Raw genomic sequence first — 12,856 nt, 5'->3', positions numbered from 1 at the left:
AAATTGCAAGCCCGCGATCGGCTTCCCTAAGATAGTGCCGCTATTCGCCTGTTCCGTGAGGCCTCTTGTGCCAGCGTTGAGCCCGGTTAGCAGCACCTTGTATAGACGAATTGAATGGTAAGCATTTGAGCATTGAAACTGATTCCCTTCTGCAGGCAGAAGACAGCAACGAAAACGTTGAGATTGACGGCACACTGAGCAGCAATGAACCGCCGCGTCAGGAAGAGAAGGAAACGTTCGCCAGCTTTGGCGTGCACCACGAGATTGTTTCCTCGCTGACTGAAGCCGGGATCAACCACCCCTTCCCCATCCAGGCCATGACGCTGCCCATCGCACTGACCGGCCACGACATCATTGGCCAGGCTAAGACCGGAACCGGCAAGACCCTGGGCTTCGGCATCCCCGCGTTGAACCGCATCGTTGCCCCGAAGGATGAGGGCTTTGCGAAGCTCGCTGCCCCGGGCGCACCCCAGGCCATGATCATCGTGCCCACCCGCGAGCTCGCAGTCCAGGTCGCCGGCGACCTCACCACTGCTTCCAAGCACCGTGGCATCCGCATCGCCACCATCTATGGTGGCCGCGCTTACGAGCCGCAGGTTGAGGCTCTGCAAAAGGGTGTTGAGCTGATTGTGGGCACCCCAGGCCGTCTGATCGACTTGCTCAAGCAACGCCACCTGAACGTCAAGCACGTCCGCATGGTCATCCTCGACGAGGCCGACGAAATGCTGGATCTGGGCTTCCTGCCCGATGTTGAGACCTTGATTGCAGGCACCCCGCCGGTGCGCCAGACCATGCTGTTCTCGGCCACCATGCCCGGCCCGGTGGTTGCCATGGCGCGCCGCTACATGACGCAGCCCACGCACATCCGTGCGGCCGATCCCGACGACGAAGGCCTGACCAAGCGCGATATCCGCCAGTTGATCTACCGGGCCCACAACCTGGACAAGATCGAGGTTCTGGCCCGCATCCTGCAGGCCAACGGCCGCGGCCGTTCCATCATCTTCACCAAGACCAAGCGCACTGCTGCCAAGGTGGCCGAGGAATTAGTTGACCGCGGTTTCGCCGCAGCCGCCATCCACGGCGACCTCGGTCAGGGTGCCCGCGAGCAGGCACTGCGCGCCTTCCGCAACAACAAGGTTGATGTCTTGGTGGCCACCGACGTTGCCGCCCGCGGCATTGACGTTGATGACGTGACGCACGTGGTCAATTACCAGTGTGTTGAAGACGAGAAGATTTATCTGCACCGTGTGGGCCGTACGGGCCGCGCCGGCAACAAGGGCACGGCCGTCACGTTCGTGGACTGGGACGACATGCCGCGCTGGGCACTGGTCAACAAGGCCCTGGGCCTGAGCGTTCCCGAGCCCATCGAGACGTACTCCTCCTCCCCGCACCTCTACTCTGATCTGGACATCCCGGTTGGCACCAAGGGCCGCCTGCCGCGCGATAAGCGCACGCACGCAGGCATCAACGCCGAGGTCCTGGAAGACCTGGGTGAGACTGGCAAGCGCAACTCACCCAAGCAGGATTCGGGCCGCGGCCCCCGTGACGGTGGAGCCCGCGAAGGTGAGCGTGGCGGTAACCGTGGAGGGAGCCGCTCAGGTGCCCGCCAGGGTGAGCGCCGCCGTGATGATGCCCCTGCAGGCGAGAAGAACGACGCCGGCCGCAACCGCCGTCGAACGTCTTCTGCAGGTGCCGCAACGGCTGAGTCCACTCCCACTGCTGCAGCTTCCGCTCCCGCCGAGACTGGCGCACCGCGTGCACGCCGCACCCGCACCCGCCGCCGCAACGGCGAAGTCATGGACAAGCCTGCTGATTCCTAAACAGTCTTAAGCAAAACCGACCTCCCATCAGAGCCATCAAGGTCTGAAGGGAGGTCGGTTTTGTTTATAGGGCTAAATCAGCGGGCGGCCTTCGCGTTTGGCTTCGCGGATCTCTTGCCAGAGTGCTTTTCCGAGCACATAGATCACACCAACAACGATCACGGGCCACACAAGGACATACAGGGTCAGAAAGAATACGCTCATGGCCGGTTCCTACGCTTTCTCTTCAAGAAGTGAGCCGGTACCCTCAGGGTTGGCTTCCTCCCGGTTGTCGAAGTCGCCAATGCGCTCCTTAATGCTGTCAAAATCAAAGGTTTCCTTGTTCCGGAAGCACATGAAATAGCACACCAAGGTGCTGACGGCGTAGGCCACTAGCGAGCCTGAGAGCACGGCGTAATCATGCAAGAATCCGATGGCGAAGGGGGCGGCTGCCAGAATGGCAACGGCTGCCACTATCTTGGCGATCTTCAGTCCGAAGAAGCCAAACGCCATCAGGCCCAGGACCACACCGATCCCGATCACGGCGAGCACGTCGACGACGATGCCAGCGGCTCCACCCAGGGCGATCCAGCCAAAGCGGACGGGCAGGAAGCAGGCAAGTGCTACCAAGACGGAAACCGTGAAGGCCTTGTTCGTAACTTTTTCCCAGTAGAAGCTGGCAATAACAGGGAAAACCAAGGCGCCCCAGAGCGCTCCAACAAAGACCAAGAGGTCAAGGATGTTCAACTTCCCGCTAGCAAAGTACAGCCCCGCTCCAGTGGCAACAATCATGGTGATGCGGCCAATGAACAGCATGGTCTTGGGTTTCGCTTCACCCTTCTTGGCAATGTTCTGGCCATAGACGTCGGCCATCACGATCGATGACATGGCGGAGAGGTCCGAGTCCGCGGTGGAGGACAGGGCGCTGACAATCATGATCAGGAATACGCCCAGCAGAACCGGGCCCAAATAAGTTGCAGCCATCTGCGGGATCAGGTTGTTCGAGTCCCCATCCAGCGGCGCGATCCCGGCATACAGGGCAATGACGCCGAGCATGCCAACACCAATGATGGTTGCGCCGTAGCCCACTGTTGCCGTGACGAACGTCTTCTTGATCAGATCTTCACGCACAGCAAACAGGCGCTGGGCAATGGTCTGATTACCAATGGCATAGGCCAGAACTGCGGCAATGTACGGGGCACCCTGGTTCAGGAATGCCTCAGAAGAGAAGAAGTTGGACTGCTGCGGGGTCAGCTTGCTAGCACCCGTGACAAACATGTCGGGGCCGCCAGCGGCAAAGAACACCACAGGAATGATGATGGCCACGGCACCGAGGAGTGCGAACACCTGCACGGCGTCTGTCAGCACCGATGCCCTAAAGCCAGACCACAGCGAGTACAGCAAAATACCGCCACCCATGAACAAGATGCCCTGGGTGAAGCTGAACGGGGACAACAAGGAAATGAGAGCGCCGCCGGCAATGAAGTTGGAGGTGATGCTGATGAGGGAGCCAACAATGTTGGAGCCGGCCAGCATCAGCTGGCTGGACTTGCCGTGGCGGGCGTGCATGACTTCTGCCAGCGTGTGAGCCTTGGGAGCAACAGCCCTGATTCGTTTGCCGAACGGGTAGATGAACAAGATCATCAACGCGCCCCACAAACCGTAGTGGATAGGCCCGGAAATGCCGTAGGTGTAGCCCGAGGTGGCTGAAGCGTACATCGACGACGCCCAGATCCACGTCGCCGTCATACTGCCTGCTGAAATACCGAAGCCAACTTTGTTGCCAGCGGTCATGTATCCGTCGGCGTTTTCATTCTTACGACCAATAAAGAAGGTCATCAACAGCGTGCCGCCGTAAAACAGCACTAAAAGGCCAATTACTGTCCAACTCCCCAATTGGTGGAGTCCTGCGCCATCCGGCACCATACTTGTCCTCTCGCTAGGACGGAATTCACCGGCATTCCGCCAAAATCAGCGTGCGCCGCCCAAACGAGATGCTCAAAGTAATCCGGTGAAGGACTTCGCGGGCGCACTTTCCCGCCCGGGACCAGCCGCCAAGGCAAGCAGATAATTCTGCGCAGGCGGCCCAAAGTGAATCGCATCCAAAGCGAAAGTTCACTACCGGAAATTCAACGGCTGACGTTCAGCCGGCAACGGGACTACAACAGGTTCACGGGCAGGGTTTAGTTGCCCAATCGAACCAATCAACTCTGTCCACTGTAGCAGTGCCCTACTGAGCGAACATGGTGGTTAGGTGCAGCAACGAATAACAATGACGCAACCATCGGCGTTAGTGCAGCCCTTGGCCAGGCGTTGGCTAGGTGCTAGTGCAGCCGTTGGCCAGGCGTTACGGCAGGAACGGTGCGGTTCCCGTCCCGTGCGCCAACAGCCGTTCCAGGTTCTCCGGTGAGGTGAGGTTTTCGCCCAGCAGGTTCGGTTTTCCGGCTCCGTGATAATCGGAGGAGCCGGTGGTGATCAGTCCCCGCTCCTGGGCAAGCTGCCGCAACCACGCGCGTCCTTCGGGAGAATTGTCCCGGTGGTCAACCTCCAAACCCAGGAGTCCGGCGTCGATCATGTCATGGAAGGTTTCCGGGGCCACCACCCTCCCCCGGCTCGATGCCACGGGGTGGGCAAAGACGGGCACTCCCCCGGCGGCGCGAACCAGCTCAACAGCCAGCGTCGGCTCCACCGCGTAGTGGCTGACAAAGTAGCGCGAATGGGAGGTCAGGATGCTGGCGAATGCCTCGTTGCGGTCGGCAACAATTCCGGCGGCAACCAAGGCGTCGGCAATGTGGGGGCGGCCCACGGTGGCTCCGGGCGCCACATGGGCGCTGACGTCATCCCAGTTCAGCGGATAATCCTCGGCCAGCCGCTCCACCATGTGCTCGGCCCGGGTCAGGCGCGCCACCTTGGCCTTGGTGATCTCATCCAGCAGAGCCGCGTTGGTGGGGTCGTGCAGATAGCAGAGCAGGTGAACGCTGATGCCCTGCGCCGTCTTGCAGGAAATTTCCATGCCGGGCACCAGGCCCACACCGTGCTGGCGCGCGGCGGCGAACGCGGCAGGCCAGCCATCGGTGGAATCATGGTCGGTCAGTGCCATGACATCAAGGCGCGCGGCGGCAGCGGCGGCCACCAGCACGTCAGGGGTCTGGGTGCCGTCAGAAACATTTGAGTGTGCGTGCAAATCGATCCTCACGCTCCTAGACTACGTCTCTTCCCTCCCGGCGGCTCGCCGCACGTGCCTTTGTCCCAAGGCGCAAGCGGTGGGAGACTTAAGGGGTGAACCAGACTGAGCAATCCTCCGTGCACCCCGACCCTTCGAGCGAGCAGCCCCTTGAGGAGCGCGTGAACAACCGTTCGCACCGCCCCGACTCGGATGCTTTCCGTACTTTTATGGCTTCCAACTGGGCGCCCTCATCAGCGCAGCTGCCGGCCCGTGACGAGGTGGCAGACCATGCCGCGCGCCGCCGTCGTGCCATTTCTGTGCAGTTCCCGGGCGAGCGCCTGGTGATTCCTGCCGGCCCCCTGAAGGTTCGCTCCAATGACTGCGACTACCGTTTCCGCCCGCACTCCGCCTTCGCGCACCTGACAGGTTTGGGCGTGGACCACGAGCCCGACGCCGTGTTGGTGCTGGACCCGGTTGCCGATGGGGAAGGGGACGACGGCGGCAATCACCTCGCCACCCTGTTCTTCCGTCCCATGGCGGGCCGGGACACGAAGGCGTTCTACGCCGATTCCCGCAGCGGCGAGTTCTGGATTGGCCGCCGCCCAACCCTGCCCGAGTTCCAGGCTCAGTTGGGTCTGCCCACCGCCGATGTCACCGATCTTGAAGTTGCCATCACTAAAAATGTTGGCGAGACCTCCGTTGGCGGGACATCCATCCGTCTGGTCCGCAAGGTTGACGAGAACATTGACGCTCTCGTGGACACCGCCCGGTACAACACGGCAGCGAACCCCGACGCTTTGGACTTTGGCGCTCTGGATGAATTGGACGCCAAGCTGGCCGAGGCCCTCTCCGAGCTGCGCCTGATCAAGGACGCTTGGGAAATCGAGCAGATGAAGATTGCTGTCGCAGCAACTATCAACGGCTTCGAGGACATTGTCCGTGCCTTGCCTCGCGCAGTTGCCCACCAGCGTGGCGAGCGCGTTGTCGAAGGCGCCTTCTTTGCCCGTGCCCGCGAGGAAGGCAACGAGCTGGGCTACGACACCATCGCCGCCGCCGGCAACAACGCCACCGTGCTGCACTGGAACCGCAACACCGGAACCGTCAATGAGGGCCAGCTGCTGCTCGTGGACGCCGGCGTCGAGGCCGATTCCCTCTACACCGCGGACATCACCCGCACGCTGCCCATCAACGGCACGTACTCCGAGGTTCAGCGCAAGATCTACCAGGCAGTCCTGGATGCAGCCGACGCCGCGTTCGCCGTGGCTGTTCCGGGTCGCAAGTTCCGCGATGTCCACACGGCTGCCATGGAAGTTCTGGCAGACCGCCTCGCAGCATGGGGCCTGCTGCCTGTAACGCCGGAGGTTGCCCTGTCCGTTGATGGCCAGCAGCACCGCCGCTGGATGCCGCACGGCACCAGCCACCACTTGGGCATGGACGTGCACGATTGCGCTCAGGCCCGCGCCGAGCTGTACCTCGATGGCATCATCACCGAGGGCATGGTCTTCACCATCGAGCCCGGCCTGTACTTCAAGGACGAGGATCTGGCCATTCCGGCCGAGTTCCGCGGCAACGGCGTGCGCATCGAGGACGACATCCTCATCACCGCCAACGGCCCCGTCAACTTGAGCGCTGCCCTCCCCCGCGAGCCCGACGCCGTTGAGGCCTGGATGGCGGGCCTGTCCGGCTGATCCGTCCGTAGCCGGCTTTCGGCTATGAAGCACGACGGCGGGAGGTCACCTTTTGTGTAGAGGTGACCTCCCGTCGTCGTCGTCTTAACCTCAAGCTCCGGCGCCAGCCCCAGCGATCAACTCTTTCAGCGCCGCCACGTGCTCTGCGTAGGCCCGTTTTCCTTCCGGCGTCAAGGCGGCCCACGTCTTGACCCGGCCCTTGCCGGTTGGTTTGCTCAGCACCACGTATCCGGCTGCTTCAAGAACTTTTAGCTGCTTGCTCGTCACGGAGTCGGCCACGCCCAGCATGTCCCTGATGGAGCCAAACTCTGCCTGTGTGACACCGCTCAGAAACGCGCAGATCTGCAGCCGGTTGCTGGCATGAATGATCTCGTTGAGCCCTGTGCTCATGGCTTTTGCCGCAGCTGACTGCGCAGCGCCACGTCAAAAAGTCGGCCAAAAATGTTCACGGCCACAAAAACGATGATCCCAGCCACCCATGCTGGCCAATCGAGCCCACGTTCTGCGTGCAAATAATAAGCACCGCCCATGCTGGCGATCATGATCACGACCAGGGGAAGTGTCCACCAGCTGGCCTTGCCTGCCTGGAGTCCGTTGATCCACATGCCCGTCTTCTTCCTGTACGTCCCCATGAGGATGCCCAGGCCCGCGAAGTACACAACAGAGACAGTGAGCATCACCCAGACCCCGCCAATTGTGTAACTAACCACGAACACGGCCGCCAGCAAGCCCAGGATCGGGTGGTACCACCACGGGCTGGTGAGCCGGTCGGCCGCACTGGCTTTGGCCCCTGCAATAGCGTTCAATGCAGCTTGGGCCTCGTGTGCGTTCCGCACTGAATCACTTTCCATAACAGAAAGCTAATCACTTTCCATAGAAGAAAGTCAATGGGGAGCGCGGGATAATCCCAAAAATGCCGCCGCTCCTGCTTATTGCCACCGGTAGATCGGCGGCAATAAGCAGGAGCGGCGGCATGGTGCGTCACCTTCGGAGTATTACTGCTCCGGGGTCTCCTGCGCGTTAGTATCTTTGGGCACCGGAGGGGAATCCACACGAATGCCGTACTGAGGCCGACCGTCCGGCAGGTCAGGGAACTGGCCACGACGCGGGCCATCCAACGGGGCCTGGCCTGGGCGGTCGGTTTCGGAATGGTCAGTACTGGCAGGGTCGGCGTTAGGCTGATCCCCGGTAAGCGCATTGCCTGCGGAACCCGCCGGAGCAGCAGGATCGGCCGGCGCGTAAGGATCGTGCCAGCCTTCAGGGCGAGTCGGAGCAGGTCCGGAGACGGGCGGCTGAACCGGCGGACGGTATCCCTGCGAACCCTGGACCTGGTTGTTTTGGGGGCGCGCGGCGTTCGAGTTCATGGGCAGCTGCGCCAAGATGCGGCGTGCATCCATGGCAACATCGGGGGTGACAATGACGTCGTAGCTGGAAGCCAACACCTGGTTCGTGGAGGTGAAGTCACGCTTGCCACGCTGCGCGGCATAGCCAATGATCGCAAACAGCATCCAGAGGGCAGCGCCCAAGAAGACTGCGGTGATGACGTTGATGTACGGTGCGCCGGCATTGGAGGCGGAGTCAAAGAAGCTGAGCATCACGCCAATGAACAGGCCGAACCAGGCACCCGTCATGGCACCGGTCAGGGCAACTCGAGGGTAGCTAAGCTTGCCGGTGACACGCTCCACCATCTTCAGGTCGTTGCCCACAATGGAGACGTGCCGGACAGGGAACTTCTCATCTGCCAGGTAATCAACAGCCTTCTGCGCGTCCAAGTAGGAAGTATAAGAGCCGATTGTTTCCCCAGTGGGGACAATGCGGGCCTCATCCAAGGGTCGGGAGCGTCCAAAGAGGTTTGCCATACCCCCATTCTGTCCCATGTTCCTGCACGTTGGCTGGAGTATCGCTGGTAGTGAAACGAACAGTGCCCCGAAGCCGCCGCTCAACTCACCTGCGCCCACAGCTGCAGGCGAACCACAGCTGCCCTAGGACACCCGCACCACCAGTGCAATACGTTGGGTCAATGCCGGGCAAGGCAAGTAGCCTAGGTATGTGAACACTCAACCTACGCGCATCTTTGTCGCCCGTCTCCTGGGCCTGGACGTCTTTGACCCCCTCGGCGACAGGCTCGGCAAACTTCGCGATGTGGTGGTACTGGGCCGTGGCTCCCAAACAGCACCGCACGCAGTGGGCATTGTTGTGGAAGTCCCGGGCAAGAAGCGCGTCTTCGTGCCCATGACCCGGCTGACGTCCATGGACCAGTCGCAGATCATCTGTACCGGGCTGGTGAATCTACGCCGCTTTGAACAGCGCGGCGCCGAGCAGCTGGTCCTTGGTGGGATTTTTGACCGCAAGGTCACCCTGGTTGATGGCAGCGGCTTTGCCGTCATTGAAGACATCGCCATGGACAAGCAACGCAATGGTGATTGGCTCGTGACAAAACTGTTCGTGCGCCGCGGCTCCTCCACGTCCCGCCTGCGCGGGCTGCGCCGTGGCCACACCATACTCATCGACTGGTCCGAGGCCCGCGCTGACGATGCGGAAGCACCGCAAAGCGCCACCTTCTTTGTGGCCACCCACGAGGACCTCAAGCCCGCTGACTTTGCCGACGCCCTCCAAGAGATGAGCGATAAGCGCCGCGTCGAGGTGGCTAGCGAACTGCAAGATGAGCGCCTCGCCGACATCATGTCCGAGCTCCCAGAAGATGATCAGGTCACCCTGTTGTCTGCCTTGGATAATGAGCGTGCGGCCGATGTGCTCGAAGAGATGGACCCCGACGACGCCGCCGACCTCCTGGCCGATCTCCCCCAAGCCAAGGCCGAGGAGCTGTTGCTGCTCATGGAGCCGGATGAGGCCAAGGACGTCCGGCGTCTGCTCCAGTATGACGAGGGAACTGCCGGCGCCTTAATGACCCCGGTTCCTGTCATCCTCCCTCCGGAGGCAACGGTTGCCGAAGCCCTGGCTCATGTACGCAGCGAAGACCTCTCCCCCGCATTAGCCTCCTCCATTTTTATCTGCCGCCCTCCGTTGGAGACGCCCACAGGCCGTTTCCTTGGCGTGGTGCACATTCAACAATTGCTACGCAGCGCCCCGCCCGAACAGCTGGGCACCATTGTGGATAAGAACATGGTGCCCGTCTCCGACCACGATGACATTTCAGTTGTCAGTCACATCATGGCCTCCTATAACCTGAATTCACTTCCCGTGGTCAACAAGGAAGGGCGTCTGGTGGGCGCTGTGACAGTTGATGACTTGCTGGACCATCTTTTGCCCGAGGATTGGCGCACCCATGAGGATGGCGCCCCCATCAAGAAAATAGGAGGACGCATTGGCTGAGCGGCACCACGCTAGGGACGGCGGTCTCGACACTCCCATGGAGCTGAGGTCGCGGCTCCTGCCCAACTTGGCCGGGGATCCTGACCTATTCGGCCGCTTCGCCGAACGGTTCGCCCGCTACATGGGTACCGCCAACTTCCTCCTCTACATGACAGTGTTCGTGATCGTCTGGATCGCTATCAACGTCATTGGTCTGTTTGGGCTCAAGTGGGATCCCTACCCGTTCATCCTGTTGAACCTGTTTTTCTCTACCCAGGCGTCCTACGCTGCCCCGCTGATCCTTCTGGCCCAGAACCGGCAGGATGACAGGGACAGGGTCCAGATTGAGCAGGACCGTTCCCGCAATGAACGCAACCTGGCCGATACCGAGTACCTGACCCGCGAAGTGGCGGCCCTGCGCATTTCGCTGCGTGAAGTGGCCACCCGCGATTTTGTGCGTTCGGAATTGCGCAGTCTGCTCGAGGAACTCATCGCCATTCAGGACGAAGAGCTTTCCGACGGCGATCGCCCAGACGGTGCCGATGGCCTGAAGGAGCCGAGCGCCGCAAAACGGCGGCCCGCCACCAGCGCTATGAAAACCGTCTCCGCTAAAAAATCTTCCAAGGGCGCCTCCTCGAAGCGCTCCACTGACTCTTAAGGCCTTGCATTCCATGACCGCCCCGTCGCATTCCGCCCTCCTCGCCGCGCTGGCTACCGTGATAGATCCTGAGCTGCGCCGCCCCATTACCGATTTGGGGATGGTGGCCTCCGTTGAGGCGTTGGACGGGGGACGGGTCCAGGCCGTCATCCGGCTCACCATTGCAGGCTGCCCCCTGCGCGAAACTATCACCCGGGACGTCACCGCGGCCCTTTCCAAGCTCGACGGCGTCGCTGACGTCGATGTCGAGCTCATCGTCATGACTGCCGAGCAGCGGGCCGAGCTGAAGGAAAAGCTCAAAGGCAGTGCCGCCGAGCGTGGCATCCCCTTCAATGCCGAAGACTCGCTGACCCGCGTCTACGCCGTGGCCAGCGGCAAGGGCGGAGTGGGAAAATCCACCGTCACCGTGAACCTGGCCTGCGCACTGGCGGCGAAGGGTCTCCGGGTTGGCATCGTGGATGCCGATATCTACGGCTTTTCCGTGCCGGGACTGATGGGTATCACGCAGTCTCCCACACGGGTGGACGAGATGATCCTGCCTCCCGTCGCCCATAACGTGAAGGTCATTTCCATTGGCATGTTTGTGGCCGGTAACCAGCCCGTTGCCTGGCGCGGCCCCATGCTGCACCGGGCCCTTGAACAGTTTCTGGGCGATGTGTACTTCGGTGATTTGGACATTCTGCTCCTTGACCTTCCTCCGGGCACCGGGGATGTGGCCATTTCGGTAGCGCAATTGCTGCCCAAGGCAGAGATTCTTGTTGTGACAACCCCTCAGGCCGCAGCCGCCGATGTGGCCGAACGTGCTGGCGCCATTGCGGTACAGACGGGCCAGAAGGTTGCCGGCGTCATTGAGAACATGTCATTTTTGACGCTTCCCGACGGCAGCACCATGGAACTGTTCGGTTCCGGCGGCGGGGACATTCTCGCCAAGCGCCTGAGCCAGACCGTGAACTCACCCGTAGAGCTGCTGGGCCAAATTCCGCTCGATGTGGCACTACGTGAAGGCGGAGACGCCGGGTTGCCTATTGTGCTCTCAGATCCGCAGTCACCGGCCGCGCAGACCCTGCTGAGCATCGCGGCGAAGCTGGCGGTGCGCCCGCGCGGCTTATCGGGCCTGAAGCTAGGCGTCACCCCCCGCTAAAACTGGAGACGCTCCCTCACCGATTGGGGTGTTTCCCCGGACCCTCCCTCACCGATTGGGGCGTCGCCTCCGACCCTGTGGATAACTACAAAACAAGATTTCGTTTCTCAGTCACAATTAGTAAATGGAGCCCAACGACGATCTCCCCAACACCTTCGCACCCTTCTCTGCGGCTGAAGCAAGGCAACTTGGCCTGTCTCAGGAGCAGTTGCGCGGCAAAGCCTTTGCCAAAGTCAGCCAAGGGATCCACCGGCCCGTTGACTGGGATTTCGATTTGCGGGATGCTGCCAGGGCGCTCAGCGCGCAGAGTCCCGGCGCCTGGATTTCGCATGTTACGGCTGCACGAATCCATGGGCTGATATTGCCGCCGTGGCTGTCGGACTCGAACGAACTTCACCTCAGCAAACCCAAGGCACTCCCCGAGGTGCGACGGACGGGCATCACGGGACACACAGTCTTGGCTTGTCCGGACGAGGTGGAGCTAAACGGGGACCTGTGGGTCAGCACCCGTTCACGCACCTGGCTGGACCTGGCCCGCATCTTGCCGCTGAACGACCTCATCTGTCTAGGCGACCAGCTCATTCGAATCCCCCGCCCTGAATTCGAAGACCGCAATTCGCCCTTCGCTACATTGGATTCGCTCTGGAAAATGGTGCGACGGCACTCCAACTTGCAGGGAATTGTCCGGGCCCGCGAGGCCCTCGATCTCATGCGCGTGGGCTCGGATTCTGCACCCGAAACTTTCATGCGGCTGGCCATGCTCGACGCCGGCCTGCCGGAGCCCGAGCTGCAGATCAGCCTTTGGAACCGCCCAGGATCCCCTCGGCCGATGCCGGATACCGGTCGCGGCGCATCGCCCTGCAATACGACGGAGCCCTCCACCTCGACGAGTTGCAGCGGCACAGCGACCGGCGCCGAAACAAGGCCTTTGAAGCCGCCGGCTGGACCGTGCTGGTATTCACCCGGGAAGACTACGCCGCAGGCTTTGGCCAAGCAGTCATCAAAATCAAAGCCGCCCTTCGGCAGCCCATCTTGGACCACACCATTGCCTCGGGCTTCGCCTCCGATGGCTGAACAAGAACGCAGCAGCAC

General features: G+C 61.5%; 12 protein-coding genes. 6 read left to right on the top strand and 6 right to left on the bottom strand.

Translation table 11 applies throughout. From position 1 onward, the window contains the following. Nucleotides 1-182 precede the first annotated feature (182 nt). Entirely contained in the window at nt 183-1,820 is a 1,638-nt protein-coding gene (locus tag AS189_RS06390; RefSeq protein WP_424581537.1) for a DEAD/DEAH box helicase, read from the top strand. 72 nt (nt 1,821-1,892) lie between these two features. Here the strand turns inward: AS189_RS06390 and AS189_RS20615 are convergent, their stop codons facing one another. From AS189_RS20615 to AS189_RS06380, 3 genes are all read right to left on the bottom strand, one after another. Beyond that, nucleotides 1,893-2,024 (bottom strand): putative transporter small subunit, encoded by a 132-nt coding sequence (locus AS189_RS20615; RefSeq protein WP_237759986.1) that lies wholly within the window; start codon nt 2,022-2,024, stop codon nt 1,893-1,895. Between the two features lie 9 nt (nt 2,025-2,033). Further along, nucleotides 2,034-3,725 carry a sodium:solute symporter family protein gene (locus tag AS189_RS06385; protein ID WP_062286808.1) on the bottom strand — a complete coding sequence of 564 codons (1,692 nt, stop codon included), beginning with the start codon at nt 3,723-3,725 and terminating at the stop codon, nt 2,034-2,036. 421 nt (nt 3,726-4,146) lie between these two features. Beyond that, a complete protein-coding gene (locus AS189_RS06380; RefSeq protein ID WP_062286807.1) occupies nt 4,147-4,995 on the bottom strand; it encodes a PHP domain-containing protein in 849 nt (282 codons plus the stop codon). Nucleotides 4,996-5,078: 83 nt separating this feature from the next. Between AS189_RS06380 and AS189_RS06375 the strand changes: the two genes are divergently transcribed. Next, the gene (locus tag AS189_RS06375; protein WP_237759985.1) at nt 5,079-6,653 is read left to right on the top strand and encodes an aminopeptidase P family protein; all 1,575 of its coding nucleotides are present in this window, start codon (nt 5,079-5,081) and stop codon (nt 6,651-6,653) included. Nucleotides 6,654-6,743: 90 nt separating this feature from the next. Here the strand turns inward: AS189_RS06375 and AS189_RS06370 are convergent, their stop codons facing one another. The 3 genes from AS189_RS06370 to AS189_RS06360 all read right to left on the bottom strand — a co-directional run bounded on the left by AS189_RS06370 (nt 6,744) and on the right by AS189_RS06360 (nt 8,512). Then, a complete protein-coding gene (locus AS189_RS06370) occupies nt 6,744-7,043 on the bottom strand; it encodes a transcriptional regulator (protein ID WP_062286806.1) in 300 nt (99 codons plus the stop codon). Then, on the bottom strand, nt 7,040-7,504 hold the full coding sequence (locus tag AS189_RS06365; protein WP_062286805.1) for a hypothetical protein: 465 nt from the start codon (nt 7,502-7,504) through the stop codon (nt 7,040-7,042). The genes AS189_RS06370 and AS189_RS06365 overlap by 4 nt, the downstream gene beginning before the upstream one ends. A 144-nt stretch (nt 7,505-7,648) precedes the next feature. Further along, nucleotides 7,649-8,512, bottom strand: coding sequence for a general stress protein (locus AS189_RS06360; protein ID WP_062286804.1), 864 nt, complete (start codon nt 8,510-8,512; stop codon nt 7,649-7,651). Nucleotides 8,513-8,702: 190 nt separating this feature from the next. On the opposite strand from AS189_RS06360, the gene AS189_RS06355 reads away from it, so the two are divergent. The 4 genes from AS189_RS06355 (at nt 8,703) to AS189_RS21090 (ending at nt 12,838) form a co-directional block, all read left to right on the top strand. Beyond that, nucleotides 8,703-9,986 (top strand): magnesium transporter MgtE N-terminal domain-containing protein, encoded by a 1,284-nt coding sequence (locus AS189_RS06355; RefSeq protein ID WP_062286803.1) that lies wholly within the window; start codon nt 8,703-8,705, stop codon nt 9,984-9,986. A 37-nt stretch (nt 9,987-10,023) separates the two neighbouring features. After that, the gene (locus AS189_RS06350) at nt 10,024-10,623 is read left to right on the top strand and encodes a DUF1003 domain-containing protein (RefSeq protein WP_082634496.1); all 600 of its coding nucleotides are present in this window, start codon (nt 10,024-10,026) and stop codon (nt 10,621-10,623) included. Between the two features lie 13 nt (nt 10,624-10,636). Then, nucleotides 10,637-11,764, top strand: a complete 1,128-nt coding sequence (locus AS189_RS06345; RefSeq protein ID WP_062286802.1) for an Mrp/NBP35 family ATP-binding protein — start codon at nt 10,637-10,639, stop codon at nt 11,762-11,764. Nucleotides 11,765-12,565: 801 nt separating this feature from the next. After that, nucleotides 12,566-12,838 (top strand): DUF559 domain-containing protein, encoded by a 273-nt coding sequence (locus AS189_RS21090; RefSeq protein ID WP_337589215.1) that lies wholly within the window; start codon nt 12,566-12,568, stop codon nt 12,836-12,838. Nucleotides 12,839-12,856: the final 18 nt, after the last annotated feature.

Origin of the sequence: Arthrobacter alpinus, assembly GCF_001445575.1 — a bacterium.
Lineage (GTDB): Bacteria > Actinomycetota > Actinomycetes > Actinomycetales > Micrococcaceae > Specibacter > Specibacter alpinus_C.
This window is presented reverse-complemented; position numbering and strand designations above follow the sequence as displayed.